Consider the following 26386-nt stretch of genomic DNA (forward strand, 5'->3'; position numbering starts at 1 on the left):
AGCCGGTGATGAAACCGCCGCACCCTGGCCTACACCAGCTCAGCGCCCGACCATCCGGGCCGGCACCACCCATTGGTCAAACTGCTCGGCCGTGACGTGGCCGCTGGCCAGGGCCGCGTCGCGCAGGGTCAACCCTTCGTGGTGCGCTTTCTTGGCGATCTGCGCCGCCTTGTCGTAGCCGATGTGCGGGTTGAGCGCGGTCACCAGCATCAGCGAACGCGCCACCAGTTCGGTGATGCGTTCGCGATTGGGCGTGATGCCCACAGCGCAATGGTCGTTGAAGCTCCTCATGCCGTCGGCCAGCAGCCGCACGCTTTGCAGGAAGTTGTGCGCCACCATCGGACGGAACACATTCAATTCGAAATTGCCCGAGGCGCCCCCCAGATTGATCGCCACGTCGTTGCCGAAGACCTGGCAGCACAGCATGGTCAGCGCCTCGCTCTGCGTGGGGTTGACCTTGCCGGGCATGATGGACGAACCGGGTTCGTTCTCGGGAATGCTGATTTCGCCGATGCCACTGCGCGGCCCGCTGGCGAGCCAGCGCACGTCGTTGGCGATCTTCATGAGGCTGGCCGCCAGCGTCTTGAGCGCGCCGTGCGCGTGCACCAGCGCATCGACGGACGCCAGCGCCTCGAACTTGTTGGGCGCGGTCACGAAGGGCAGGCCCGTCAGGCGTGCCAGTTCCTGCGCCACGGCCTCGGCGTAACCCGCGGGCGCGTTCAGCCCCGTGCCCACGGCCGTGCCGCCGAGCGCCAGTTCGCACAGATGCGGCAAGGCGGCGCGCACATGGCGCTCGCCGTGCGCCAGCTGCGCCACCCAGCCCGAAAACTCCTGCCCCAGGGTGAGGGGCGTGGCGTCCTGCAAATGGGTGCGCCCGATCTTGACGATGTCGTCGAATTCGCGCGCCTTGGCATCCAGCGTGGCGCGCAGCGTTTGCAAGGCGGGCAGCAAGCGCTGCGTGATGGCCTCGACCGCCGCCACATGCATGGCCGTGGGAAACACATCATTGCTGGATTGACTGCGGTTCACCTCGTCGTTCGGATGCACTTGGCGAGCTTCGCCGCGCACGCCACCCAGCAACTCGCTGGCCCGGTTGGCCAGCACCTCGTTGACGTTCATGTTCGTCTGCGTGCCGGAGCCGGTCTGCCAGACCACGAGTGGGAATTCGTCCGCATGCTGGCCGGCCAATACCTCGTCGGCCGCCGCCACGATGGCGCGGGACTTGGCCGCGTCCAGCAGGCCCAGCGCCTGGTTCACCGTGGCCGAGGCCCGCTTGACCTGGACCAGGGCATAGATGAGCTCGCGTGGCTGGCGCTCGCCCGAAATATCGAAATTGAGCAGCGAGCGCTGGGTCTGCGCGCCCCAGAGCCGTTCGGTGGGGACATCGATGGGGCCGAAGGTGTCGCGCTCGATGCGGGTGTTTTCTTTGCGTGTGTTCATGAATTGGTCCACCTAGAATGAGGATGGGCATCCGGCTGGCTGAACCTTACACCCATTGCAGGGCGGCCAATTACAAGGGTCCGCCAATCATCATGAATCAACGCCGTATCCCCCCCGAGCACATTCCCTCCACGGGTCTGAACGGCTTAGGCATGTCGTCGGCTCAGGTCGAGGTACAGCGCCGCGCCTTTGGCTGGAACGACATCGTTCCCGAGACGACCAGCAACTGGCTGATCATCGCGCGCGACACCGCCCGCGACCCCATGCTGTGGTTCCTCGTCTTCACCGCCGGACTGTTCGGCCTGCTGGGACAGGTCACCGAATCATTGACTTTGCTGCTCGCCATGGTGCCCCTGCTGGGGATGGACGCCTACCTGCACCGGCGTACCACGGCATCGTCCGCGGGTCTGGCAAGCCGCTTGGCAAGTTCGGCGCGGGTGATGAGAGATGGCGAGTGGCGAGAACTCGCGTCCAGGCAACTGGTGCCGGGAGACCTGGTGGAGGTTAAGCCCGGGGAGTATTTCCCGGCCGATGGCGTCCTGGTGACGGGCGCCGAGCTGCAAGCGGACGAGTCGACATTGACTGGCGAATCACTGCCCGTGCCCAAGCGGGCGATCGCCCACCCCGGCCCGTTACCTGCATCGGCGCTGGACGAAAACTGGGGGACCGCGGGAACGCGTCTGTTGACCGGCACGGCCAGGCTGCGCGTCGTCTTCACGGGGGGCGACACGCGCTACGGGGAAATCGTCCGCACGGCGACCGTGGGACATCCTGGGTCAACGCCTCTGCAAAAAGCCATCGGTGAACTCGTCGTCATGCTGCTCGCGGCGGCACTCATCGTGTGCGCCGTGCTCGCGGCGGTCCGCCTATGGCAAGGCCATGGATGGATCGATGCCTTGCTGAGCGCGGTGACCCTCGCCGTGGCCGCCGTGCCGGAGGAGTTCCCCGTCGTCTACACCTTCTTCCTCGGCGTGGGTGTCTTCCGGCTGGCACGCAAGAACGCCCTGGTCCGCCGCGCCGTCGCGGTCGAGAACATCGGGCGCGTCACCTGCATTCTGTCGGACAAGACAGGCACCCTCACCGAGGGCATGCTGGTGCTGTCACACCGGATACCGGCTGCCGGACTCGATGAAGCCGCCGTGCTGCAAGTCGCCACTTTCGCGGCGCGGCAGGACAGCGGTGACCCACTGGACCAGGCCTTGCACGCAGCCGCCGGACCGCTGCCCTCCGCGGACAGGCGCGCCAGCTTCCCGTTCACGGAAGCCCGGCGCCGTGAGACAGCCATCTGGTCCCACAACGACGGCCGCCTCACCGCCTACACCAAGGGCGCCCCCGAGACCGTGTTGGCGGTGTGCGCTCTCTCAGAACTGGAACGGTCCCGCTGGCTGGCCCTGGTCGACACGCATGGCAAGTCCGGCCACAAGGTCATCGCCTGCGCCTCGATGGACATGGCGGGCACCATGCCCTTGGAACAGGAGCCCGGCCTGGGATTCCAGTTCGCGGGGCTGTTGGCCTTTGAAGATCCGGTCCGGGACGGCGTGCGAGAGGCGATGGCCGATTGCCTGGCCGCGGGCATGCGCGTCATCATGGTCACGGGCGATCACCCGGCCACGGCCACGGCGATCGCGCGCCAGATCGGCTTGGGCGGGGGCAATCCCAAGACCGTCATGCTGGGGTCCGAGGACGATCCAGACCAAACCTTGCGCTCGGCCGGTGAACTGGACGTGGTCGCGCGCGCGACGCCCACGCAGAAACTGGCCTTGGTCCAGGCGCTCCAATCTCAAGGAGAAATCGTTGCCGTCACGGGGGATGGGGTCAACGATGTGCCGGCGCTGCGCCAGGCCGACATCGGTCTGGCCATGGGTGCGCGTGGCACACGCAGCGCGCGTGAAGTTGCCGCGGTGGTTCTGCTGGACGACAACTTCAGGACCATCGTCGATGCCGTCGCCGAAGGCCGCCAACTTTTTCAGAACCTGCGCCTGGCATTCGTCTATCTGCTGCTTGTGCACCTGCCGCTGGTGATCGGCGCCGCGGCCATCCCGCTGATGGGCCTGCCCCTGCTGTTTCTGCCCATCCACATCGTGTGGCTGGAACTGATCATCCATCCCACCGCGATGATGGCTTTTCAGGACCTTCCGTCGAAAACCCCTCTCGCCAGGGTGCAACGCCAGCGGACCACGCGTTTTTTCACGACCCAGGGATGGCTGGGCATCGGACTCGTGGGTGGCTTGCTCAGCGTGGCCACCATCTGGAGCTACCTGCACGCCCTGGGCGCGGAGCGTGATGCCGAGCACGCACGCGCCATGGCGCTGGCCGTTCTGCTGGTGGCCAGCGCGGGGATCACGACGGGCCTGACCCGACTGCGCCACGCGGCGCCACGCTGGCTGGTCTTCGGCACGTTGGCGACACTGGTACTGGCCATCCAGATCCCTGGCCTGGGCCGCTTCCTGAATCTGCGACCACTGCACGCCGAGGACTGGATGTGGGTCGCCGTGACCTTCTGCGCGACCGTCTTGTCAACCTGGCTGCTCTCTGCAACCTTCTGGCGGCGACAGGCGTGAGCCAGCACCGGCAGAGGTTCCAGCTTCCGGCAGCAGCCGCGCATGCCAGTTCACAGCTACTCAGGCCAGCTCGGACTTGCGCTCGATGATGCGTGACACCAAGCCGTAGTCCACCGCCTCCTGCGCGGACAACCAGCGGTCATGCTCGATGTCGGCCAGCACGGCCTCCAGCGACTTGCCGGTTTCGCGCGCGATGGTGGCGGCGATGCGCTCGCGGGCCTTGACCATCTCCCGGGCCTGGATGGCGATGTTGCTGGCCGGCCCACCCGCGCCACCGCTGGGCTGGTGGATCAGAAAGCGGGTGTTGGGCAAGCAGTAGCGTCGCTCGCGCGGCACGGCCAGGTAGAGATGGGTGGCGGCGCTGCCGACCCAACCGGTGCCGACCATGTGCACCGGCGCAGCGATGAAACGCACGATGTCGTGGATGGCGTCGCCGGATTCCAGATGACCGCCGGGCGAGCTCACCAACAGGTGGATGGGGTCGGCGCTCTCCGCATCCAACGCGATGAGCCGGCGCGTCACGTCGGCGGCCATGGCGTCGGTCACGGTGCCAAAAACCAGCAGGGTGCGGGTCTTGAAGGCCTTTTCCTCCAGGTAGGAGGCGGTGCGGGGTTCGGTGGCACTGGTCGGTGCGGGGCTGTCGGGTGTGCTCATGGTGTTTTCCTAGTGGTAAAGCCGCCATGACGAATGAAGCGCATGGCGCGTGACACCCTGACGCGCCTCGCGCGGCCCTGTCCCACCATGGCAAGATGGTTGCATGCGCGATGAACGTCTGCCCCTCCTCCCCACCCAACCTGCCCAGTCGGCACTGTTGTCGGCCAATCGCCACCACCTGGTGCGCGCCGCCACCCGGCTGCTGGGAGCCGCAGACGCCGAGGACGCGGTGCAGGATGCCTATGTCCGCGCGCTGGAAAACCAGGAACTGGAACTCAACGCCGCGCAGGCCTGGCTGCTCACCGTGATGCGCAACCTCGCCATCGACCGGCTGCGGCGGCGGCAGTGGCTGCAGCAATGGTTGGCGGAATCGTCCTCCGAGGACGGCGCGCGTGACACACCTTCGGCTGAGTCGCAAGCCGGTCTGGCACAAGAAGCCGAACTCGCGCTGCGTCTGCTCGCGCTGCGTCTGACGCCTGCGGACGGCGCGGTGGTGCTGCTGCACGAGGTATTCGAGGCGGACCACGCCGAAATTGCCCAGGCCCAGGGCAAGACGGAAGCAGGCAGCCGCCAGCAATTGCGGCGCGCTCTGCTGCGTCTGCGCACGGGGAGCACAGCACCAGCCTCGTCGGATCTGGAGCCGAGACAAGAAGGCCTGTTGCGCATTTACCTGCATGCGCTGCGCCTGCGTGATCCACACAGCTTGTGGGCCTTGCTGCGCCAGCCACCGATCCGCGCCAACGCAGGAGCCAGCCGTTCGCCCACAGCAACCTTGGAGGCCGTAGCCGCCTCGCCCATGAGCCGTTGTGCCGTCACCCAGGTCGGCGGACAGCTCGGCCTGGTGCTCACGCTGGACGGCGTGACGCTGTGCGTGCTGCCCCTGGGCACGCGCCCAGAGCACGAGCCGCACACCACGATCGACGCCTGAACCTCGCTTGCCCCCAGACTAGGCCGGCCGGCGCATCGTGACGTGGGGGATGCCGTCCTCGTCGTAGACCGGAGACACCACGACAAAACCGTGCGCGGCATAGAAATCGGCCAGATGGGCCTGCGCGCCCAACTGGACCTCGCTGCTCGGCCAGCGTTGGCGCAGATGACTCAGCGCCTCGCGCATCAGCACATGGCCCAGGCCGGTGCCACGGTGCGTGGCGGCCACCACCACGCGCCCGATGCTCGGGCAGGGGTAGCCCAGTCCGGGCGGCAGGATGCGCACGCTGGCGGCCAAGGTGTCACTGTCGTAAGCCATGAGGTGCAAGGCCTGGGGATGCACATCCTTGCCATCAGGGTCCAGATAAGCGCAGCGCTGTTCAACCACGAAGATCTCCGCACGCAAGCGCAACAGGGCGTAGAGCTGGTGGACGGTCAAGGCCTCGAAGCCCAGGCAAGACCACCGCAGCCCAGAAGAAACAGGTAATTGCATGGCCCGATGATAAGGACGCACCATGCGTCATGGCCATCACCACGACGCAATGCGAAGACCGAGGCATCAGCCCCGGCTCATCCCGTCAGCACATGCGGATGGCGGGAAAACAGCTCCGCCGTCCACTCCACGAAGGCCCGCACCTTGGCGCTCAAGTGCCGGTTGGGCGGGTAGACCACGTAGAGCGGAATCATGGGGCAGGTCCAATCCTCGAGCACCCGCACCAGTTGGCCACTCTGGAGCAAGGGTTCCGCCGTGAAGGCGGGGATTTGGGACACACCCAGGCCCGCCAGCACCGCCGCCGTCAGGGCATTGCTTTCGTTCACCGAGATCTGGTAGCGCCCCAGCACTTCCAGCGTCTCGCCGTCCTGGATGTATTCGTTCACATAGGGGCGGCCGGTGCGCGCGGAAAAGAAGTTCACCGAGGTGTGTTCCTTTTCCAGTTCGGCCGGGTGCCGGGGCTTGCCGCGCGCCGTGATGTACGCCGGCGAGGCCACGGTCACCAGGGGCACATTGCCCAGGCGCCGCGCCACCAGGAATTGTTCCTGCAACTCACCGCCCCGGATCACGCAGTCCACGTTGTCGGTGATCAGGTCCACCGGACGGTCGGTCACGCCCAGGTCCAGCTGGATGTCGGGAAAGCGGGCGTAGAAATCGTGCAGGGCCGGGATGAGGATCTGGCCCGCCACCGAAGTGCCCACGTCCACCCGCAGGCGACCGCCGGGCTTGGCCTGGGCATTGGTCATGCTGGCCTCGATGTCGTCCAAATCCTTGAGCACGCGGGTGGTGCGCTCGTAATAGGCCGCGCCGTCCGGCGTCACGGTCACGCGCCGGGTGGTGCGGTTCAGCAGCTTGACCTTCAGCCGCGCCTCCAGCTGCTGCACCAGTTTGGTCACCGTGCCCTTGGGGAGATCCAGCGATTCAGCCGCCTTGGTGAAGGTTCCGGCCTCCACCACCCGCGCGAACACGCGTATCGATTGAATCTGGTCCATGCTGTGTTGTGTCCTGTTTGCGCATCGCGCAGGCGGGATTGTTCACAAACGGGAAACAGACAACTGGTTGGGGGCTGCTTTATCCCTGTGCCACGCGTGTCTATAGTCGTGTCCATGGTCAGCTCAACCTCCTCCCCCTTCCTGCCCTCCCCGACGCAGACCCTGTTCGTGCCGGGTGACCGGCCGCTGGAACTGCGCGTGCGCGGCCAGAAGGTGCGCGGCGCCGCCGTGCCCCTGGTGCTGCATTTCCATGGCGGGGCGTTTGTCTCGGGCGATCTGGACAGCGGCGCGTGCCTGGCCGAGCTGCTGGCGGGCTCCGGTGCCGTCGTGGCCTCGCTGGCCTACCCGCTGGCGCCCACGCACAAATTCCCCGAGGCGGTGGAAGCGGGTTACACGGCCCTCGAATGGCTGCACAAGCAGCGCACCCGCCTGGCCGGCACCGGCGCGCCGCTCTTCGTCGCGGGCGAGGAAGCGGGTGGCAACCTCGCCGCCGCAGTGGCGCTGATGGTGCGTGACCGCGCCCACCCCGCGCTGGCCGGTCAGATCCTGGTCTCGCCCATGCTGGACCCGTGGAATGCCACGGCCTCGCTGCGCGAAACCCTGGGCCCCACCACCTGCTGCAAATGGATCGACGGCTGGCGCGAGTACCTGCGCGGTCCCATGGACGCCGAACATCCTTATGCCGTGCCCGCGCACGCGCAACGGCTCGCGGGCCTGCCGCCCACGCTCATCCTCGCGGGTGGCGACGACCCCATGCGCGACGAAGCGCTGGCTTACGCCGACCGCCTGCACGAGGCTGGCATTGCGGTCACCCGCATCCTGCTGCCAGCCAAAACCGGCTGGCCGGATTCCCTGGCCGAACCGCTGGCCGGTGAAGTACCCGCTTGCGCGGCACAGGCGCATGAGCACCTGCGCAGCTTCTTCCAGGCTGCGGGTCCGCCCGCGGACTGACGGTCCCCGTCCACTGACCTGACTCCCCCTGTTCCGTTCAACCCGGCCGATGGCCGGGATGGACCCTGCTCGCCCTTTTTTCCCATTTTTTGTTCCGCTTTCTTTTTTCTCTCCTCTTCAGCCATTTCGTTTTTCGCTCTTTTCGTCTCTTTGCCTTTTTGCTCTTTTCAAAGGAAACCCCATGTCACGCTTCCCCCTGCGTCCCCGCCGCCGCCTCTGGTGGCCCGCCGCCGCCGCGCTGACCGCCGTCACCGTGGCCGTCATCGTTCTGCTGCACCAACCCAGCACGGCGCAAGCCAGCGCCGCCAACGGCGCACCGCCGCCCATGCCCGTCTCCGTGGCCACGGTCACGGAAAGTGATGTGTCCGCCTGGGAAGAGTTCTCCGGCCGGATCGAAGCCATCGACCGCGTGGACATCCGCCCCAGGGTGGCGGGCGTGATTCAGGCCATGCATTTCCGCGAAGGCGCGCTGGTCGCCAAGGGGGATCTGCTGATTTCCATCGACCCGGCGCCCTACGAAGCCGAAGTGGCACGCGCCGCCGCGCAAGCCGCCGCGGCCCAGGCCCGCGTGACCTTTGCCACCAATGAATATGCCCGCGCGCGCCTGCTCTGGGCCGAAAAGGCGATTGCCCAGCGCGAACACGACGACCGACAGAACACGCTGCGCGAGGCGGAAGCCAACCTCAAGGCCGCCCAGGCCCAGTTGCAAGTCGCGCAGCTCAACCTGGACTACACCCAAGTGCGCGCGCCGGTGGCCGGACGCATCGGCAAGCTGGAAACGACCGTGGGCAACCTGGTCGCCGCCGGTCCGGGCGCGCCCGTGCTGACGACCCTGGTCTCGGTGCACCCCATCTACGCGAGCTTTGACGCGGATGAACGGGTGATCGCACGGGCACTCAAAGGTTTGAGCGCCGCCGGGGGCAACGCGCGTCAAAACGTGGAGCGCATCCCGGTGCAAATGGGCACCTCCGACACGGAGGACACGCCTTACACCGGCAGGCTGCAGCTCATCGACAACCAGGTCGATCCGCGCAGCGGCACGGTGCGCGTGCGCGCCGTCTTCGACAACAAGGACGGACAACTGATGGCCGGACAGTTCGCCCGCATCCGCATGGGTCAGTCGCAGAGCGCGCGCACCCTGCTGGTGAGTGAACGGGCCATCGGCACCGACCAGAACAAGAAATACGTGCTGGTCGTGGGCGCGGGCAACAAGACCGAGTACCGCGAAATCACGCTGGGCGCGCCGGTCGACGGGCTGCGCACGGTGCGCAGCGGCCTGCGCGCGGGTGAACGCATCGTCGTCAACGGCCTGCAACGCGTGCGCCCCGGTGACGTGGTGCAACCGCAAGACGTGCCCATGAGCACCGCCCTGCGCGGCAAGTCTGGTGACAGCAGCACCCAAGCCGTGGCCTCGGCCCAGCCCTGAACCGCGAGAACGAAACCACCATCATGAATCTCTCGAAATTCTTCATCGATCGGCCGATCTTCGCGGGCGTGCTCTCGCTGCTGATCCTGATCGCCGGTCTGGTCGCCTTGCGCGGCCTGCCGATCTCCGAGTACCCCGAGGTCTCGCCGCCGTCCATCGTGGTGCGCGCGCAATACCCCGGTGCCAACCCCAAGGTCATCGCCGAGACCGTGGCCACGCCGCTGGAGGAATCCATCAACGGCGTGGAAGGCATGCTCTACATGGGCAGCCAGGCCACGACCGACGGCGTGATGACGCTGACCGTGACCTTCAAGCTCGGCACCGACGTCGACAAGGCGCAGCAGATGGTGCAGAACCGCGTCTCGCAAGCCGAGCCGCGCCTGCCCGAGGAAGTGCGCCGACTGGGCGTGACCACGGTCAAGAGCTCGCCAGACATCACGATGGTGGTACACCTGGTCTCGCCCAATGACCGCTACGACATCAACTACCTGCGCAATTACGCGGTGCTCAACGTCAAGGATAGGCTGGCGCGCATCGAAGGCGTGGGCCAGGTGCAGATCTTTGGCGGCGGTGACTATTCCATGCGCGTCTGGCTGGACCCGCAGAAGGTCGCCCAGCGCGGCCTCTCGGCCAGCGACGTGGTGAACGCCATCCGCGGCCAGAACGTGCAGGCCGCGGCGGGCGTGGTCGGTGCCTCCCCCGGACTGCCCGGCGTGGACATGCAGCTGTCCATCAACGCCCAGGGGCGACTGCAAAGTGAAGAAGAGTTTGGCGACATCATCGTCAAGGCGGGCGACAACGGCGCAGTGACCCGGCTGCGCGACATCGCCCGGCTGGAGATGGGCGCGGCCGACTACTCGCTGCGCTCCCTGCTCAACAACAAGCCCGCCGTGGGCATGGGCGTGTTTCAGGCGCCCGGCTCCAACGCGCTGGAGATCTCGGCCGCCGTGCGCCAGACCATGGACGAGCTGCAGCAGCTCATGCCCGAGGGCGTGGAATACCGCATCGCCTACGACCCCACCCAGTTCGTGCGCGCCTCCATCAAGTCGGTCATTCAGACCCTGCTCGAAGCCATTGCCCTGGTGGTGCTGGTGGTGATCCTGTTCCTGCAAACCTGGCGCGCCTCCATCATTCCGCTGCTGGCCGTGCCGGTGTCGGTGGTCGGCACCTTCGCCGTGCTGCACCTGCTGGGCTTCTCGATCAACGCGCTGTCACTGTTCGGCCTGGTGCTGGCCATCGGCATCGTGGTGGACGACGCCATCGTGGTGGTGGAGAACGTCGAACGCAACATCGAGGCCGGGCTCTCGCCGCGCGAGGCCACCTACCGCGCCATGCGCGAGGTCAGCGGCCCCATCATCGCGATTGCCCTGGTGCTGGTCGCCGTGTTCGTGCCGCTGGCCTTCATCAGCGGCCTGACCGGTCAGTTCTACAAGCAGTTCGCGGTGACCATCGCCATCTCGACGGTGATCTCGGCCATCAACTCGCTCACGCTCTCACCAGCCTTGGCGGCCTTGCTGCTCAAGGGCCACGACGCGCCCAAAGACGCGCTGACGCGCGGCATGGACCGCGTCTTCGGTCGATTCTTCGGCGCCTTCAACCGCTTCTTCCAGCGCGGCTCCGAAGCCTACAGCGGCGGCGTCGGGCGGGCCATCGCGCGCAAGGGACGGATGATGGGCCTCTACCTCGCGCTCGCGGCGCTGACCGTGCTGCTGTTCAAGGTGGTGCCCGGCGGTTTCGTGCCGGCGCAGGACAAGCAGTACCTGATCGGCTTCGCCCAGCTGCCCGATGGCGCCACGCTGGACCGCACCGAGGACGTGATCCAGCGCATGGGCGAGATCACGCGGCAGAACCCCAACGTGGAAGACGCCATCGCCTTCCCCGGCCTGTCGATCAACGGCTTCACCAACAGCTCCAACTCAGGCATCGTGTTCGCCACGCTCAAGCCCTTCGCCGAGCGCAAGCGCGCCGACCAGAGCGGCGGCGCGGTGGCCGGCCAATTGAACCAGGCCTACGGCCAGATTCAAGACGCCTTCATCGTGATGTTCCCGCCGCCGCCGGTCGCGGGCCTGGGCACCACGGGCGGCTTCAAGCTGCAACTGGAAGACCGCGGCGGCGTGGGTTACGACGAGATGGACAAGGCCGTGAAAGCCTTCATGGGCAAGGCCTGGCAAACGCCTGAGCTGGCCGGCATGTTCACCAGCTGGCAGGTCAACGTGCCGCAGCTCTACGCCGACATCGACCGCACCAAGGCACGGCAACTCGGCGTGCCGGTGACGGACATCTTCGACACCATGCAGATCTACCTCGGCAGCCTGTACGTCAACGACTTCAACCGCTTCGGACGCACCTACAGCGTGCGTGCCCAGGCCGACGCGCCCTACCGTGCGCGCGCCGAGGACGTGGGCCTGCTCAAGGTGCGCTCCAGCAGTGGTGAGATGGTGCCGCTGTCGGCGCTGATGAAGGTGAACTCCAGCTTCGGCCCCGACCGCGCCATGCGCTACAACGGCTACCTCTCGGCCGACATCAACGGTGGCCCGGCGCCGGGCTATTCCTCGGGCCAGGCGCGCGCGGCCATCGAGCGCATCGCCGCCGAAACCTTGCCCAAGGGCGTGGGTTTTGAATGGACCGAACTCACCTACCAGGAAATCCTGGCGGGCAACTCGGCGCTGTGGGTCTTCCCGCTCGCCATCTTGCTGGTCTTCCTGGTGCTGGCCGCCCAGTACGAAAGCCTGGTGCTGCCCCTGTCCATCATCCTGATCGTGCCCATGGGCTTGCTCGCGGCCATGACGGGCGTGTGGCTCTCGGGGGGTGACAACAATGTGTTCACGCAGATCGGGCTGATCGTGCTCGTGGGCTTGTCAGCCAAGAACGCGATCCTGATCGTCGAGTTCGCACGCGAGCTGGAATTCGCGGGCCGCACGCCGATCCAGGCCGCCATCGAGGCCAGCCGCCTGCGCCTGCGCCCTATCCTGATGACCTCGCTGGCCTTCGTGATGGGTGTACTGCCCCTGGTGCTGGCCACGGGCGCGGGCGCCGAGATGCGCTCGGCCATGGGCGTGGCCGTCTTCGCCGGGATGATCGGCGTGACCGCCTTCGGCCTCTTCCTCACGCCCGTCTTCTACGTGTTGCTGCGCGGCCTGACGGGCAACCGCCCGCTCAAGCAGCACGGCGAGACCCCCCATTTCGAAGGCTTTGCCGCCGGTGGGCTGCCGTCCGCGGCGTCGCCCACGGTGTCACTGCCCCGCTGAAAGACCGCTGTCATGAAACGATTGCACTATTCCCTGTTGCCCCTGGCCGCGGCCCTGCTGCTCGCGGGCTGCGCCACCGACGTACCGTCCACGCCCGCGACGGTGGACACGCCACCGCTGTTCAAGGAAATCCAGGAACACTGGACCACCGCCGAACCGGCGGAAGCGCGCGACCGTGGCACTTGGTGGAAAGCCTTCCGAGACCCCGTGCTCGACGATCTGATCGAACGCGCGGCGAACCGCAACACCGACATCCAGCTGGCTGCGGCCCGCCTGACCCAAGCGCGCGCCTTGGTGCAAGGCGCCCAGGCCGAGCGCATGCCGCAAGTCGGCGCGGGCCTGGGCACCAATCGCGGCGCGGGCACCTACACAACAGGCGACACCGCGCCTGCCACCGTGGTGCAAGCCAAGGTCAACGTGTCCTACGAGGTGGACCTGTTCGGCCGCCTGGCACGCGCACGCGACGCCGCGGGTCTGGACGCTCAGGCGCGCGCCGCGCTGCTGCAAAGCACGCAGTTGCTCGTTCAGGCCGAGGTGGCCGAGACCTACCTGGCCTTGCGCGCCGCCGACACCGAGCATGCGCTGGTGAGCGACACGGCCGCGGCCTACGCCGACACGCTGCGTCTGACCCAGCGTCGTTACGAGGCGGGTGACGTGGCCGAGTTGGACGTGATCCGCATCCAGACGGAACTCGCCGCCACCGAGGCCGAGGTGCACGCCGTGCGCCGCAGCCGCGCTGAACTCGAACACGCCTTGGCCGTGCTGGTGGGTGAAGCCGCGTCGAGCTTCACGTTGGCGCCCGCCACCGGCACCACAGCTCTGCCCCTCATCCCCGCCGGTGTTCCGGCCACGGTGCTCGCGCGCCGCCCCGACGTCGCGGCCGCCCAGGCCTCGCTGCTGGCGGCGCAGGCCCGTGTGGGCGTGGCCAAGGCGGCCTGGTTCCCCAGCATCGCCTTGACCGCCGAAGCGGGGCATGCCTCGCCGGACCTGGGTGATCTGTTCCGCTGGTCGACCCGCGCCTGGGCCGTCGGCGCCCTGGCCTCGGTACCGCTGTTTGATGGGGGCCGCCGCGAGGCGGGCGTGCGCAGCGCCGAGGGGCAGTTGGACGCGGCCGCGGCGAGCTATCGCCAGCAGGTGCTCAACGCCTTGCGCGAGGTGGAAGACCAACTGTCCTCGCTGCGCCTGCTGCAGGAACAGTCCGCCGCACAGGGGCGTGCCGTCAGTGCCGCGCAACGCGCCAGCACCATCTCGGAGACACGCTACCGCAGTGGTTTCGTCGGTCAGCTGGAACTGCTGGACGCACGCCGCAACGAACTGCTCAACCGCCGCCAGGCCCAGCGCGTGGAAGCCAGCCAGCGCCAAGCCACGGTGCGCTTGATCCGCGCGCTCGGCGGCGGCTGGGAGGCCGCACCGCTCAAGCCCTTGGAGCCCGTGCAGGTCTCGGCCCGCAGCGAGGCTTCCTAACGGCCTCTACCTGGGAGTGGACCCGGAGGATGACGCAGGCCATCAGGTTGTTGCGCAAGTCCTCGATGCCGGTGGCCTGATGTTCAAAGCAGAACTCAGGGGCCACCTGAGTCAGCACGACCGGCAGCCCATCGGCTTGTTTCAATCGTCGAGTTCGACTGAATCGGTTGGTGCCTGTCTGGAGACCATTACTCTATCGCCCGTGCGCTCACTGCCGACCCGTTGCGGGCCTCTGATGGTTGTGAAAGCGGCCACTCGGCGGCGATGAGGTGTGGAGAAATCTACAGGAATCGGTTCGATGCACTTGCGCATCGAGGCACGCAGCCAAGGTAGGAATCGTCCTCAAGGCGCCATCCAATTCCCACGCCAGAACCGGCCGCTTCCGATGGTGTGGTAGCTCGCGCGTCGGCACCATGGGGACCATGAAGATCCTCCTCTTAGACCACTCCCTCCCCGTCCGCTTTCGCCTGACTCGGCAGCTCTGGGCCATGCCCGGTGTCAGTCAGGTCATCGCTACTGCGGAAGGCCTGCACGCACTGCGTCTGCTCAAGCACATGCAACCCGCGATGCTTTTGCTGGACCTGGATCTGCCCAATGGCAAACCCCTCCAACTGATTCCGCAATTCAAGCGCGAGTTTCGGGGCCTGAAGGTCATGGCGCTAACCAGCAAGGCCACGGACGACAAACGCCAACGCTACCTGCGGGCCGGCGCTGACTGGTTCTTTGATAAATCGACCGATTCCGAGCCATTGCTGATGCAACTGAGGCAACTCTCGGATTCCAACTGAATTACCCCGGTCATCGAGAAGGTTGCTTGGTTTAAGTTGTTCTGAAGCAGGCAAGCTGGGCTGAGGGGGCTCGTCCGCCCCTCCTCCCGCTCACGGTGGCTGACGCTTCACATCGTCGGCATGGGCAGGCACTCCATGACCTCAACAGCCGTGCCGGGAAACAGGGTGAAATGCGGATGGTGCACGAACAGACGCGCCGCTTCCTCGTGCGAGCCGGCCTGGAGGATGACGTAGGCGGCCAGGTTGTTGCGCACGTCCGCGATGCCGGTGGGTGAGATGGACTTCGTGCGGCCCAGCGGCGCGCCGTGGTCCACGATGATGGCCGCGTGCCGCTCGGCCCAGGCCTGCCATGCGCGCATGCCGGCAGCCTGGCGTTCAGCGCGGACCTCAGGGGCCAGCGCATTCCAGGCGGACATCGCGTCGGGGGTACCCAGGTAAACGGCGAGAAAAGTCTTCATGGTCTGCATCTCCAGGTGAGTTGACGACCGGCCAGCCTGAATGATGCCGCCGGTCATCCTCACGACGAACGGACAGACGCCTTTTCGACAGGCCTCCCAGCCGTCACAGTTTGCGCGGGCTGCGCACGGCGAAATAGAACCATTCGTTGCCGACCAGCGCCGCGGGGTTGGGGAAGACGACAAAACCATCGGTGGGCGCACGCACCGCCGAACCATCGGCACGCAGGCCGATCACCTCGCCCGCGCCCACCGGGTCGAAGCTGGCCCAGGGGCGGGCCAGTTGGTCGGCCGGGCTGTCACGGTCGATCACGTCCACCAGGCGCAGCACTTCGAAGCGCTCATTCGCAGGCGCCAGGGGTAGTGACGCCAGCCCCAACAGGGCCACGGTCTGCCGGATGGCCTGGTAGGCAACCTCGGGTGCGTGCGGGTCTTCATGCTGCCCGCATTCCAACGTGACGCCGTAACCGCCTTGCGTGCGCATGTATTCCGAGGTGCCCACGCCATAGCGCGCATCCAGCAGGTCCTCGGCAGCACCTCGGCCCGCGGCACGACGGCGTTCCACGCCGCGAGCGTAGGTCTCCATCCAGCCCTCGATGACCCGGGTCGGCCCGAGGTGCCGCACCAGCTGCAGTTCTTCGCGCGCATGGGTGAAGGGCTCCAGGGGGCCGGTGTTGTCCTCCGGCCCGATCATCACAAAAGGCTGCCCTGGGGTATGGAAGGAATGCAGGTCCAGCAGGACGTCATGGGCCTGCAGCCAGGGGCAGAGCACATTGGCCACGTGGTCCTCGAAGTCCACGGGGTTGGGCGTCACGCCCAGATTGCGATTGAGGTTGCGGTCGCCTTGCCGTTGCCCGAGCTGATAGGCCAGGGGATTGGTGACCGGCACCAGGGTCAGCGTGCCGCGCTCGACGGACCAGACGCCCTGCGTGAGTTCATCCAGCACGCGCAGGATGGCCTGGGTGCCGCAAGTTTCGTTGCCGTGCACGGCCCCGAGCACGATCAGCCGGGGGCCAGGCGTGAGGCCGACAAATTGGTGAGCGCGCAAGGCGGTGGGGCGGTTCATGGGCATGTACTACGGCTTGCTACATCAAACGGCACGACGGGGTTCCATCGCCATCTTCACGGCCAAGGCCGCCAGCACCGAGCCCATCAGGTAACGCTGCGCGGCCAGCCAGCGCGGGCTGCGGGCAAACCAGGCCGCCAGTCGCGCCGCCGACAGCACGATGGCAAGGTTGACCGTGAAGCTCACCACGATCTGGGTCAGGCCCAGTTGGATGCTCTGCGCGAAGACCGAGCCATGCGCAGGCGAGACGAACTGCGGGAAGATGGACAGGTACAGCACCGCGGCCTTCGGATTCAAAAGATTGGTGACGAAGCCCATGAAGAACAAGCGGCGCGGTGGGTCGATGGTCAGCGCACGCGCCTCGAAAGGCGAACGAGCACCCGGCTTCACGGCCACCCAGGCCAGGTAAAGCAGGTAGGCCGCGCCCGCCCCCTTCAGCACCTCGTAGCCCAAGGGAATGGCGAGAAAAAGCGCGGTCAGCCCGGCCGCCGCCGCGAACATGTGCACAAGGAAGCCCGCAATGACACCCAGCAGCGAAATCACCCCGGCCTGCCGGCCCTGGCAGATGGAACGCGAGATCAGGTAGACCATGTTGGGCCCAGGCGTCAGCACCATCAGCAGGGCCGCGCCCGCGAACAAAAGCCAATCGGGAAGGGGAACCATGGACTGAGGGTCTTTCTTTTGAGGTCTGGGTTTCGTTCGGAAAGGACGGCGCACAAGCGGGCACATCGCATGCCTGCCATCGTAGCCGGCCGTGGGGCGCTTCACTCACGCCCCACCCACCTCGGTTCGCCCTCGTCACTTGCGCGAACCGCGCTTGTTCCAGCCGGCGCCCATCCGTTTATACTGTTTTTAAATACAGTACTCATCCAAGCCCTCCGCCCTAGCCTCAGCCGCAGGAAGACCGACCATGCTCGCCGCCCCACCGGCTTCGATCGCCACCACCACCCGGGCCGGCCACGCCGCCCTGGACGCCCTGCCGGGCGTCTGGCGCGCGGATGAGTTGGCCCGCTCGCCACAGGCTTTTTTGTCCAGCGGCCACGCCGAGCTGGACCCGGAACTGCCCGGCGGGGGCTGGCCACTGGGGCAGCTGACCGAGGTCCTGCAAACCCAGGCCGGCCTGCATGAATGGCGCCTGCTGCTGCCCGCGCTGCGTCTGGCCGTGGCGCACGGCCCCCTGGTGCTGGTCGGCGCGCCCTGGTTGCCTCACCTGCCTGCCCTGGCCGCGCTGGGCATACCCGCCGGGCAGGTCTTGCGCGTGGACGCGCATTCGACCGCAGAACGGCTCTGGGCCGCCGAGCAGGCGCTGCGCTGCCGCGAACTGGGCGCACTGCTGGCCTGGCTGCCCCAGGCTCGGCCCGAGCAGTTGCGCCGCCTGCACCTGGCCGGCGGCGCCAACCAGGCCCTGGTGGTCGCCTTTCGGCCCGAGACGGCGAGTCACCTGTCCTCCCCCGCGCCGCTGCGCCTCATGCTGCGCACCCCGCCCGACCGACAAACGCAGGCCCTGAGCGTCGAACTGCTCAAACGCCGTGGCCCCACGCTCGACCACCCTGTCACACTCGCCGCGCCGCTGCCTGTCTGGGCCGCGCTGCGCCAGCGACGGCCCCTCGAGGAACCCCACCATGCTGTGGATCGCCCTGCGCCCGGGCGCGCCGCATCCGCCCCCTCATCCGTCCCCGCACGCCAGCCCCAGCACGCCTGAGCCCGAGCAGCAGGCCCTGGCCTGGTGGGCCCTGCAGTTCAGCCCACGGGTCTGCGTGATCGAGGAAGCCGTGCTGGTGGACGTGGCGGACAGCCTGCGCCTGTTTGGCGGTCGGCGCGCGCTGCTGCACCGCCTGCGCGCCACCCTGCCCTCGGTGGGCGGCACCGGCCTGGCCGCCGCCCCCACGGCCCTGGCCGCGCTGGCCCTGCTGCGCACCCTGCCGCCTTTTGACCTGCCACCGTTCAACCTGCCGCAGGCTGCGGAGGTGCAGCACACGCCTCCAGTCCGCGCAAACCTCGGCCCCAGGCACGCGAATCGTCCTGCACCTGACACCCGGGGGCCCGGCCCCAGGCGGGTTGTCACGGCCACGCCACCCCTGCCCGCCCTGGCCTGCCCCAGGCACCAACTCCAGGCCACGCTGGACGCTCTGCCACTCGCCCACCTGAGCGCGGCGCGCGACCACCTGCCTCTGCTCGCGCGCCTGGGCTGCCAGACCTGGGGACAGCTGCGCGCGCTGCCGCGTGATGGCTTGGCACGCCGCTTCGGAGCGGCGCTGCTTGAAGCGCTGGACCGCGCTTACGGCCTGCGCCCCGAGGCCTGGACCTGGACCGTGCTGCCCGAGACCTTCAGCGCCCGCTTGGAATTCACGGGCCGGGTCGAGGTGGCGCAGGGTCTGCTGTTTGGCGCGCAACGCCTGCTGGCCCAACTGGACGCCTGGTTGCAGGCCCGGCAACGCGGGGTGCTGGCCCTCACCCTGCTCTGGGAACACGACCTGGTGCGCCGGGGCGAGCTGCGGCACGGCGAACTGCCGCTGCGCACCGCCACGGCCACACGCGACATGCGCCACCTGGCTCGCCTGCTGGGCGAACACCTGGCGCGCACCCCGCTGGCCGCGCCCGTGCTAGCCCTGCGGCTTGACGCCACCGAAACGGAACCCTGCCAGGCCGACAACGGCAGCCTGCTGCCCGAAGACCTGAAGGAAGGCGAGTCGATGGCGCAACTCATCGAACGGCTCTCCGCCCGCCTGGGCGCGGAGCGCGTGCTGCGCGGCCGCGTGCTGGCCGACCACCGCCCCCAGCACATGCAAGTCTGGTTTCCCGCCAGCCTGCCCGTGGCCCCGGCCCGCCCGCCCACGCTGCCCCACCACCTCTGTCTGCAACCGCCCTGGCTGCTGCCCGAGCCCCTGCGCCTGGACATGCGGGGGGAAAGCCCTTGGTACCAGGGACCGCTGCGCATGCTGGCCGGCCCCGAGCGGCTGGAAACCGGCTGGTGGAGTTTTGCCGACGCCGCCGACACCGAGGGAGAGGAACTGGCCCTGCGCGACTACTACGTCGCCCGCAGCCCGCAGGCGGGCCTGCTCTGGGTCTACCGGCGCCGCAGCGCGGGAGAACCAGCCTGGTTTCTACAGGGCATCTATGGCTGAGACCTGCCGCCCCGCGCACGCCCTCACCTGGGCTTGAAACCCGTGCGCCCGGCCCAACCCGGGGCCTCCCCAGGCGAGGCGCCGGGGCTGGGGCAGGCGTTTGCACACACCCACGGCAATATCCGACTCGTTCAGAAGGTCTTTTGAAATAAATAGAATGAACGTTCATTCAGTGATTCAAGTCCTCCCTTGAATCACTCCACAAGCCCAGTTTTCCAGCCCTTCCCGTCTTTCTTCCTTGCAAAGGTCCTTCTCATGCACACCCCAAGCAACACCCGACGCGCCTACCTGCTCAGCGCCACCGCCCTGGCCACGGCCCTGCTCATCTCCGGCTGTTCGCCGAGCCAAGGCAGCGAACGCCAGGGTCAGGGCGGCGCCCGCGCACCCGTGGTCGAAGTCCTGGCCGTCCAGGCCCAGAATGTCATGCTCACCAGTGAGCTGGCCGGTCGCACCGCGCCGTATCTGATCGCCGAGGTGCGCCCGCAGGTCTCGGGCATCATCCAGGCGCGCAACTTCAGCGAAGGCGGCGAAGTCCAGGCAGGTCAGGCCCTCTACCAGATCGAGGCGGCGCGTTACGAGTCCGCCCTGGACAGCGCCAAGGCCAACCTGGCCAAGGCCGAGGCCAACCTGACGTCCACCAGCCTGCGCGCCGCGCGCTACGAAGAGCTGGCCGACATCGAGGCGGTGAGCAAGCAGTCCCGCGATGACGCCCGGGCAGCGCTCAAGCAGGCCCAGGCCGAAGTCCTGTCCGCCCGGGCCCAAGTGCGGGCGGCCGAGATCGACCTGGCCTACACCCGCGTCAACGCGCCCATTTCGGGCCGCATCGGCCGCTCCAGCGTCACGCCGGGTGCCCTGGTCACCGCCAACCAGAGCAGCACCTTGGTCACGGTGCAGCAGCTCGACCCCATCTACGTCGACCTGACCCAGTCCAGCACCGAACTGATGCGCCTGCAGAAGGATGTGGCCGAAGGGCGCGTCAAGGCCCAGGGCCAGGGCAACGTCAAGCTGCTGCTCGAGGATGGCAGCACCTACGCGCATGCCGGCAAGCTGCAGTTCTCCGAGGTCTCGGTGGACCCGTCCACCGGCACGGTGACGCTGCGCGCCGTCTTCCCCAACCCCAAGCGTGAGCTGCTGCCGGGCATGTATGTCCGCGCCGTGGTTGAGAAAGGCGTGAGCCAGCAATCCATCGTGGTGCCGCAAAAGGCAGTCAGCCGCGATGCCAAGGGCAACGCGAGTGTCATGACGGTGGGCGCGGACGGGACGGTGCAAGCACGTCCGGTTGCGATCGGCCAGTCGCTGGGCAACAACTGGCTCGTGACCTCCGGCCTGCAGGGCGGAGAGAACGTCATCGTCGAGGGTTTGCAGGTGGTCCAGCCCGGCATGACCGTGCAGGCGACCGCGTGGCGGGCCGAAGGCGTGCAGCAGACGGCGCAGGCCATGCAGGCCACTCACTGAGCCCAGGGAAGGAATCTGACCATGTCGCGCCTCTTCATCAACCGGCCCATCTTTGCGTGGGTGCTGGCCATCGTCGTCATGCTCGCGGGCGGCCTCGCCATCCGCAGCCTGCCCATTTCGCAATACCCGCAGATTGCTCCACCCCAGGTGTCCATCAATGCCAACTATCCGGGAGCTTCCGCCAAGACGCTCGAGGACACGGTGACCCAGGTCATCGAGCAGAAGATGAAGGGCATCGATGGCCTGACCTACATCACCTCCACCAGCGACTCGTCCGGCAGTGCCTCCATCGCGCTGACCTTCGCCTCCGGCACCGACCCCGACATCGCCCAGGTGCAGGTGCAGAACAAGCTGCAGGTGGCCATGCCCCTGCTGCCACAGGAAGTGCAGCGCCAGGGGGTGCAGGTCGTCAAGTCGACCGTGAACTTCCTCATGGTGCTGGGGTTCGTCTCCGAAGACGGCAGCATGGACCAGACTGACCTGTCCGACTACGTGGCGTCGAACATCGTTGATGCGCTGAGCCGGGTGGAGGGCGTGGGCGAGGTCCAGCTCTTCGGCGCCCAGTACGCCATGCGGATCTGGCTGGACCCGAACAAGCTCAACCAGTACAAGCTGACGCCGGCCGAGGTCGTCGCGGCCATTCAGGCTCAGAACGCCCAGGTGTCGGCCGGCCAGATCGGCGCCGCGCCTTCCCGGGCCGGCCAGCAGATCAACGCCACCATCACCGCGCAGACCCGCCTGCAGACGCCGGCCCAGTTCGAGGCCATCCTCGTCAAGAGCCAGGCCGATGGCGCCCAGGTGCGCCTGCGCGACGTGGCCCGCGTCGAGATGGGCGCGGAAAGCTACGCCGCCGTCTCGCGCTACAACGGCAAGCCCGCCGCCGGCGTGGCCATCAAGTTGGCCTCGGGCGCCAATGCCCTGTCCACCGCCAAGGCGGTCGAGGCGGCGCTGCAGGACCTGCGTGCCACCATGCCCGCCGGCATGAAGGCCGTGGTGCCCTATGACACGACGCCCTTCGTCGAAGTCTCGATCCACGAGGTGGTCAAGACCCTGGCGGAAGCCATCCTGCTGGTCTTCCTCGTGATGTACCTCTTCCTGCAGAACTTCCGCGCCACGCTGATCCCGACCATCGCCGTGCCCGTCGTGCTGCTGGGCACCTTCGGCGTGATGGCGGTGGCTGGTTTCTCGATCAACACCCTGACCATGTTCGGCCTGGTGCTGGCCATCGGTCTGCTGGTGGACGACGCCATCGTGGTGGTGGAGAACGTCGAGCGGGTGATGGCCGAGGAGGGCCTCTCGCCCAAGGAAGCGACGCGCAAGTCCATGGGTCAAATCTCCGGTGCCCTGGTGGGCATTGCCATGGTGCTGTCGGCCGTGTTCATCCCCATGGCCTTCTTTGGCGGCTCCACGGGCGTGATCTACCGCCAGTTCTCCATCACCATCGTCTCGGCCATGGTGCTGTCGGTGCTGGTGGCCATGGTGCTGACGCCGGCCCTGTGCGCGACGCTGCTCAAGCCGGTCGACGCCTCGCACCAGGCGCAGCGCACCGGCTTCTTCGGTTGGTTCAACCGCGGCTTTGACCAGACCGCCCGCCGCTACCAGAACTTCGTGGAACGCCTGCTGGGCAAGCGCGGACGCTCCATGCTGGTCTACGGTCTGCTGGTCGTCGGCATGTGCGTGCTCTTCCTGCGCCTGCCCACCTCCTTCCTGCCCGAGGAAGACCAGGGCATCCTGTTCTCCATGGTCCAGCTGCCGGCCAACGCCACGCAGGAACGCACGCTCAAGGTGGTGGAACGCGTTGAGCAGCATTTCCTGCAGTCCGAGCAGCAGAACGTCGAGTCCGTCTTCTCGGTCGCTGGTTTCAGCTTCGCCGGCCAGGGCGAGAACATGGCCATCGCCTTCGTGCGACTCAAGGATTGGAGCGAACGCCCCGACGCACAACAAGGCGTGCAGGCCATCGCCGGCCGCGCCATGGGCAGCTTCATGCAGTTTCGCGACGCCATGGTCTTCGCCTTCGCTCCGCCGGCCGTGATCGAACTGGGCAACGCCTCGGGCTTCAACGTCTATCTGCAGGATCGCGCCGGCCTCGGCCACGAAGCACTGATGAACGCGCGCAACCAGTTGCTCGGCATGGCGGCCCAGCACCCCGACCTCGTGGGTGTGCGGCCCAACGGCCTGGAAGATTCGCCGCAGCTGCGCCTGGACATCGACCACGCCAAGGCCTCCGCGCTGGGTGTCTCGGTGGCCGACATCAACGCCATGCTCTCAACCGCCTGGGGCAGCGCCTACGTCAACGACTTCGTCGACCGCGGTCGTGTCAAGCGGGTCTACATCCAGGCTGACGCCAACTTCCGCATGCAGCCCGAAGACCTGAACACCTGGCGCGTCAAGAACAGCGGCGGTCAGATGGTGCCCTTCTCGGCCTTCGGCAGCGCCCACTGGGAAATGGGTTCACCCCGCCTGGAGCGCTTCAACGGTCTGCCCGCCGTCGAGATCGCCGGCCAGGCCGCGCCGGGCAAGAGCTCGGGCGCCGCCATGCAAGCCGTCGAGGAAATCGCCGCGAAGCTGCCCCCGGGCGTGGGCCTGGCCTGGACGGGCCTGTCCTACCAGGAGCGCCTCTCCGGCTCGCAGGCCCCCGCCCTCTACGCCTTGTCGTTGCTGGTGGTCTTCCTCTGCCTGGCAGCGCTGTATGAGAGCTGGTCCGTTCCGGTCGCGGTGATGATGGTCGTCCCGCTGGGGGTGATCGGCGCGCTGCTGGCGACCGTTCTGCGCGGATTGTCCAACGACGTCTATTTCCAGGTCGGCCTGCTGACCACCATCGGCCTGGGGGCGAAGAACGCGATCCTGATCGTCGAATTCGCCAAGGAGCAGATGGAGCGTGGCCAGACGCTGATCCACGCCACCCTGGAAGCCGCGCGCCTGCGCCTACGCCCCATCCTGATGACCTCGCTGGCCTTCGCGCTCGGCGTGCTGCCCCTGGCCCTGGCCAGCGGTGCCGGCGCTGGCAGCCAGAACGCCATCGGCACCGGCGTGCTGGGCGGCGTGCTCGCCGCCACCGTGCTGGGCATCTTCTTCGTGCCCCTGTTCTTCGTGATCGTGAAGACGCTGTTCCCGGGCCGCACAGCCCTGGACCACCAGCTCCGCATCCCCACGCAACATTGAAGGAAATCCGTATGCGCTCCCCTGTTTTCCCCCTGCGCCTGCTCACTGCGGTCGCCGCCGCCACGCTGCTGGCCGCCTGTTCCACGATGGCGCCCGACTACGAGCGCCCCCTCTCCGTCGTGCCCGACACCTGGGCCGCCACGCCGGCCAACGCGCCCGCCATCAGCACCAGCGGCAACGATGCCGACGGAGCCCCAACAGCCGAAGCACTGGGTTGGCGGGAATTTTTCGCCGACGAGAAGCTGCGCAAGGTCATCGAACTGGCGCTGCGCAACAACCGGGACCTGCGCGTCTCGACCCTGAACGTGGAACGCCTGCAGGCGCTCTACCAGGTGCAACGCGCCGAGTTGCTGCCATCCATCAGCGCCGGCGTCGGGCAAAGCGCCCAGCGCCTGCCGGCTGACCTCAGTCAGGCTGGTCAGTCGGTGATCTCGCGCCAGTACAGCGGCACCGTCGGCATCAGCGCCTACGAACTCGACCTGTTCGGACGCGTGCGCAGCCTCAAGGATGCGGCCCTGTCGCAGTACCTGGCCACCGAGCAGGCACAGCGCAGCGCGCAGATTTCGCTGATCTCGCAGGTGTCGGTGGCCTACATGACGCTGGCCGCGGACCGCGAGCTGCTCGCGCTGGCCGAGCAAACGCTGCAAAGCCGCCGCGAGACCCTGCGCCTGACCCAGCGCATGCAGGAGCTGGGCGTTTCCTCAACGCTGGATCTGCGTCAGGTGCAAAGCACCGTGGACTCCGCGCGCGCCGACGTCGCCAGCTACAGCCAGTTGGTCGCGCAAGACGGCAATGCGCTGAACATGCTCGTCGGTGCGAGCGTGCCGAGCGCTTTGTTGCCCAGCGACATCTCCAGCGCCGCCCTGACCCTGACCCAGGACCTCGCCGCCGGCCTGCCCTCGGACACCTTGCTGATGCGCCCCGACGTGCAGCAGGCCGAGAAGACGCTGGAGGCAGCCAACGCCAACATCGGCGCGGCCCGCGCCGCCTTCTTTCCGCGCATCTCGCTGACCGCCAGCACGGGCTCGGCCAGCGCCGACCTGGACAATCTGTTCAAGAGCGGACAGGAATTCTGGAGCTTCTCGCCGCAAATCAGCATCCCCATCTTCAGCGGCGGACGCAATCGGGCCAACTTGCGCGTCTCGGAGCTGGACCGCGACATCGCCGTGGCCCAGTACGAAAAAGCCATCCAGTCCGCCTTCAAGGAAGTGTCGGACGCGCTGGCGCAGCGCGCCACGGTGGGCGAACAGACCGCCGCCCAGGAAGCCCTGGCCGCCTCCACGCAAGACGCCTTGCGCCTCGCGCGGGCGCGCTACGACAAGGGCATCGATGACTACCTGACAACACTGGACGCGCAGCGCTCCAGTTACGCAGCGCAACAGGCCTTGATTTCGGCGCGCCTGGCACAGCAGATCAACCGCGTCACGGTCTACAAGGTGCTGGGCGGCGGCCTGCGGGAGACGGGGACGCCCAAGGGATAATCGTGGTGCCTCCCATGAACAGCACGAACCCACAACAAACCCAGTCGCACAGCGAGCGCGCTCGCGACCGCCGTGAACAGATTCTCGAAGCGGCGGCAGAATGCTTTCGGCGCAGCGGTTTTCACGGCGCGAGCATGGCCGAAATCGCCAAGGCCGCGCGGATGAGCCCCGGACACATCTACAACCTGTTCGAGAACAAGGACGAGATCATCGCCGCCATCGTCGAACGTGACCGTGACGAGATCGTGCGCAGCATCTCAGAGATCGAGGAGGCCGATGATCTCGCCGTCGACGTGGCCGGCTGGATCGAGAATTCCATCGAGGACATCACCGCGCGCAACGAGGTCGCCCTCAGCATCGAGGTGCTGGCCGAGGCCTGCCGCAACCCCAAGCTGGCGGCCGTGGTGCAGTCCAGCGAACTCGTCATCCAGCATCGCGCCGCTGCCTACGTGCGCAAGGCGTTGAACGAACGGGGCATCGAGTTGAGCGACGAGGAGATCATGGCCCGCTCCACGGTCATCGGCGCCCTCTTCAACGGCTTGATGAACCAGAGCATCTCCCAGCCCCACATGAACAAACCTGCGGTGATCCGGGTGATTCGGCAACTCGTGCGTCAATTGCTGACGAGCTGACGCGCGCCGCCTGCGCGCACCCGCAGCCCTTTGCGCGCGCCTTGCCTGCGGTGAAAGCCGTGGACG

At 67.3% G+C, this 26386-nt stretch carries 20 protein-coding genes; 13 read left to right on the forward strand and 7 right to left on the reverse strand.

Translation table 11 applies throughout. The features are described from left to right. Window positions 1–39: 39 nt before the first annotated feature. The gene (gene fumC, locus AZ34_RS14495) at window positions 40–1440 is read right to left on the reverse strand and encodes a class II fumarate hydratase (protein ID WP_035609335.1); all 1401 of its coding nucleotides are present in this window, start codon (window positions 1438–1440) and stop codon (window positions 40–42) included. 92 nt (window positions 1441–1532) lie between these two features. Here fumC and AZ34_RS14500 point away from each other — a divergent pair, with 92 nt between their 5' ends. After that, window positions 1533–4001, forward strand: a complete 2469-nt coding sequence (locus AZ34_RS14500) for a cation-translocating P-type ATPase (protein ID WP_051510187.1) — start codon at window positions 1533–1535, stop codon at window positions 3999–4001. Window positions 4002–4061: 60 nt separating this feature from the next. On the opposite strand, the gene AZ34_RS14505 is transcribed toward AZ34_RS14500, so the two are convergent. After that, window positions 4062–4655: an ATP-dependent Clp protease proteolytic subunit gene (locus tag AZ34_RS14505; protein ID WP_035609338.1), complete on the reverse strand. Its 594-nt coding sequence runs from the start codon at window positions 4653–4655 to the stop codon at window positions 4062–4064. Between the two features lie 103 nt (window positions 4656–4758). On the opposite strand from AZ34_RS14505, the gene AZ34_RS17710 reads away from it, so the two are divergent. Further along, entirely contained in the window at window positions 4759–5583 is an 825-nt protein-coding gene (locus AZ34_RS17710; protein ID WP_051509884.1) for a sigma-70 family RNA polymerase sigma factor, read from the forward strand. Between the two features lie 18 nt (window positions 5584–5601). On the opposite strand, the gene AZ34_RS14515 is transcribed toward AZ34_RS17710, so the two are convergent. Both AZ34_RS14515 and AZ34_RS14520 read right to left on the reverse strand, forming a co-directional pair. Beyond that, window positions 5602–6075, reverse strand: a complete 474-nt coding sequence (locus AZ34_RS14515) for a GNAT family N-acetyltransferase (protein WP_035611833.1) — start codon at window positions 6073–6075, stop codon at window positions 5602–5604. A 77-nt stretch (window positions 6076–6152) separates the two neighbouring features. After that, window positions 6153–7067, reverse strand: coding sequence for a LysR family transcriptional regulator (locus AZ34_RS14520; protein WP_035609341.1), 915 nt, complete (start codon window positions 7065–7067; stop codon window positions 6153–6155). A gap of 114 nt (window positions 7068–7181) precedes the next feature. Here AZ34_RS14520 and AZ34_RS14525 point away from each other — a divergent pair, with 114 nt between their 5' ends. The 5 genes from AZ34_RS14525 (at window position 7182) to AZ34_RS14545 (ending at window position 14944) form a co-directional block, all read left to right on the forward strand. Continuing rightward, the gene (locus tag AZ34_RS14525; protein ID WP_035609344.1) at window positions 7182–8018 is read left to right on the forward strand and encodes an alpha/beta hydrolase; all 837 of its coding nucleotides are present in this window, start codon (window positions 7182–7184) and stop codon (window positions 8016–8018) included. Window positions 8019–8199: 181 nt separating this feature from the next. After that, on the forward strand, window positions 8200–9444 hold the full coding sequence (locus AZ34_RS14530; protein WP_035609347.1) for an efflux RND transporter periplasmic adaptor subunit: 1245 nt from the start codon (window positions 8200–8202) through the stop codon (window positions 9442–9444). A 23-nt stretch (window positions 9445–9467) separates the two neighbouring features. Continuing rightward, entirely contained in the window at window positions 9468–12692 is a 3225-nt protein-coding gene (locus AZ34_RS14535; RefSeq protein WP_035609349.1) for an efflux RND transporter permease subunit, read from the forward strand. A 12-nt stretch (window positions 12693–12704) separates the two neighbouring features. Next, window positions 12705–14156 (forward strand): efflux transporter outer membrane subunit, encoded by a 1452-nt coding sequence (locus AZ34_RS14540; protein ID WP_035609351.1) that lies wholly within the window; start codon window positions 12705–12707, stop codon window positions 14154–14156. Between the two features lie 422 nt (window positions 14157–14578). Then, entirely contained in the window at window positions 14579–14944 is a 366-nt protein-coding gene (locus AZ34_RS14545) for a response regulator (RefSeq protein WP_081767345.1), read from the forward strand. Window positions 14945–15051: 107 nt separating this feature from the next. Here AZ34_RS14545 and AZ34_RS14550 read toward each other — a convergent pair whose 3' ends face one another. The 3 genes from AZ34_RS14550 to AZ34_RS14560 form a co-directional block, all read right to left on the reverse strand. Next, the gene (locus tag AZ34_RS14550) at window positions 15052–15402 is read right to left on the reverse strand and encodes a hypothetical protein (RefSeq protein WP_231495543.1); all 351 of its coding nucleotides are present in this window, start codon (window positions 15400–15402) and stop codon (window positions 15052–15054) included. A 103-nt stretch (window positions 15403–15505) separates the two neighbouring features. After that, complete coding sequence (locus AZ34_RS14555) at window positions 15506–16465, reverse strand: succinylglutamate desuccinylase/aspartoacylase domain-containing protein (protein ID WP_051510189.1); 960 nt, start codon at window positions 16463–16465, stop codon at window positions 15506–15508. A gap of 24 nt (window positions 16466–16489) precedes the next feature. Then, window positions 16490–17128: a LysE family translocator gene (locus AZ34_RS14560; protein WP_035609358.1), complete on the reverse strand. Its 639-nt coding sequence runs from the start codon at window positions 17126–17128 to the stop codon at window positions 16490–16492. A 247-nt stretch (window positions 17129–17375) separates the two neighbouring features. On the opposite strand from AZ34_RS14560, the gene imuA reads away from it, so the two are divergent. The 6 genes from imuA (at window position 17376) to AZ34_RS14590 (ending at window position 26320) form a co-directional block, all read left to right on the forward strand. Then, a complete protein-coding gene (imuA, locus tag AZ34_RS14565; protein WP_051509886.1) occupies window positions 17376–18167 on the forward strand; it encodes a translesion DNA synthesis-associated protein ImuA in 792 nt (263 codons plus the stop codon). Beyond that, window positions 18088–19590: a Y-family DNA polymerase gene (locus AZ34_RS14570; protein ID WP_035609359.1), complete on the forward strand. Its 1503-nt coding sequence runs from the start codon at window positions 18088–18090 to the stop codon at window positions 19588–19590. The genes imuA and AZ34_RS14570 overlap by 80 nt, the downstream gene beginning before the upstream one ends. 255 nt (window positions 19591–19845) lie before the next feature. Then, a complete protein-coding gene (locus tag AZ34_RS14575; RefSeq protein WP_035609362.1) occupies window positions 19846–21045 on the forward strand; it encodes an efflux RND transporter periplasmic adaptor subunit in 1200 nt (399 codons plus the stop codon). 21 nt (window positions 21046–21066) lie between these two features. After that, window positions 21067–24207, forward strand: coding sequence for an efflux RND transporter permease subunit (locus AZ34_RS14580; RefSeq protein ID WP_035609365.1), 3141 nt, complete (start codon window positions 21067–21069; stop codon window positions 24205–24207). Window positions 24208–24218: 11 nt separating this feature from the next. After that, a complete protein-coding gene (locus AZ34_RS14585; RefSeq protein WP_051509888.1) occupies window positions 24219–25688 on the forward strand; it encodes an efflux transporter outer membrane subunit in 1470 nt (489 codons plus the stop codon). Window positions 25689–25702: 14 nt separating this feature from the next. Beyond that, on the forward strand, window positions 25703–26320 hold the full coding sequence (locus tag AZ34_RS14590) for a TetR/AcrR family transcriptional regulator (RefSeq protein ID WP_035609367.1): 618 nt from the start codon (window positions 25703–25705) through the stop codon (window positions 26318–26320). Window positions 26321–26386: the final 66 nt, after the last annotated feature.

It is taken from the genome of Hylemonella gracilis str. Niagara R, assembly GCF_000600295.1.
GTDB classification, from domain to species: domain Bacteria; phylum Pseudomonadota; class Gammaproteobacteria; order Burkholderiales; family Burkholderiaceae_C; genus Hylemonella; species Hylemonella gracilis_A.

Excerpts from the sequence above, each read along its gene's own strand:
- imuA (WP_051509886.1), top strand. The coding sequence starts at position 17,376 with ATGCTCGCCGCCCCACCGGCTTCGATCGCCACCACCACCCGGGCCGGC.
- AZ34_RS14515 (WP_035611833.1), bottom strand. The coding sequence starts at position 6,075 with ATGCAATTACCTGTTTCTTCTGGGCTGCGGTGGTCTTGCCTGGGCTTC.
- AZ34_RS14540 (WP_035609351.1), top strand. The coding sequence starts at position 12,705 with ATGAAACGATTGCACTATTCCCTGTTGCCCCTGGCCGCGGCCCTGCTG.
- AZ34_RS14530 (WP_035609347.1), top strand. The coding sequence starts at position 8,200 with ATGTCACGCTTCCCCCTGCGTCCCCGCCGCCGCCTCTGGTGGCCCGCC.
- fumC (WP_035609335.1), bottom strand. The coding sequence starts at position 1,440 with ATGAACACACGCAAAGAAAACACCCGCATCGAGCGCGACACCTTCGGC.
- AZ34_RS14500 (WP_051510187.1), top strand. The coding sequence starts at position 1,533 with ATGAATCAACGCCGTATCCCCCCCGAGCACATTCCCTCCACGGGTCTG.
- AZ34_RS14505 (WP_035609338.1), bottom strand. The coding sequence starts at position 4,655 with ATGAGCACACCCGACAGCCCCGCACCGACCAGTGCCACCGAACCCCGC.
- AZ34_RS14520 (WP_035609341.1), bottom strand. The coding sequence starts at position 7,067 with ATGGACCAGATTCAATCGATACGCGTGTTCGCGCGGGTGGTGGAGGCC.
- AZ34_RS14525 (WP_035609344.1), top strand. The coding sequence starts at position 7,182 with ATGGTCAGCTCAACCTCCTCCCCCTTCCTGCCCTCCCCGACGCAGACC.
- AZ34_RS14570 (WP_035609359.1), top strand. The coding sequence starts at position 18,088 with ATGCTGTGGATCGCCCTGCGCCCGGGCGCGCCGCATCCGCCCCCTCAT.
- AZ34_RS14550 (WP_231495543.1), bottom strand. The coding sequence starts at position 15,402 with ATGAAGACTTTTCTCGCCGTTTACCTGGGTACCCCCGACGCGATGTCC.
- AZ34_RS14580 (WP_035609365.1), top strand. The coding sequence starts at position 21,067 with ATGTCGCGCCTCTTCATCAACCGGCCCATCTTTGCGTGGGTGCTGGCC.
- AZ34_RS14590 (WP_035609367.1), top strand. The coding sequence starts at position 25,703 with ATGAACAGCACGAACCCACAACAAACCCAGTCGCACAGCGAGCGCGCT.
- AZ34_RS14585 (WP_051509888.1), top strand. The coding sequence starts at position 24,219 with ATGCGCTCCCCTGTTTTCCCCCTGCGCCTGCTCACTGCGGTCGCCGCC.
- AZ34_RS14575 (WP_035609362.1), top strand. The coding sequence starts at position 19,846 with ATGCACACCCCAAGCAACACCCGACGCGCCTACCTGCTCAGCGCCACC.
- AZ34_RS14555 (WP_051510189.1), bottom strand. The coding sequence starts at position 16,465 with ATGAACCGCCCCACCGCCTTGCGCGCTCACCAATTTGTCGGCCTCACG.
- AZ34_RS17710 (WP_051509884.1), top strand. The coding sequence starts at position 4,759 with ATGCGCGATGAACGTCTGCCCCTCCTCCCCACCCAACCTGCCCAGTCG.
- AZ34_RS14535 (WP_035609349.1), top strand. The coding sequence starts at position 9,468 with ATGAATCTCTCGAAATTCTTCATCGATCGGCCGATCTTCGCGGGCGTG.
- AZ34_RS14545 (WP_081767345.1), top strand. The coding sequence starts at position 14,579 with ATGAAGATCCTCCTCTTAGACCACTCCCTCCCCGTCCGCTTTCGCCTG.
- AZ34_RS14560 (WP_035609358.1), bottom strand. The coding sequence starts at position 17,128 with ATGGTTCCCCTTCCCGATTGGCTTTTGTTCGCGGGCGCGGCCCTGCTG.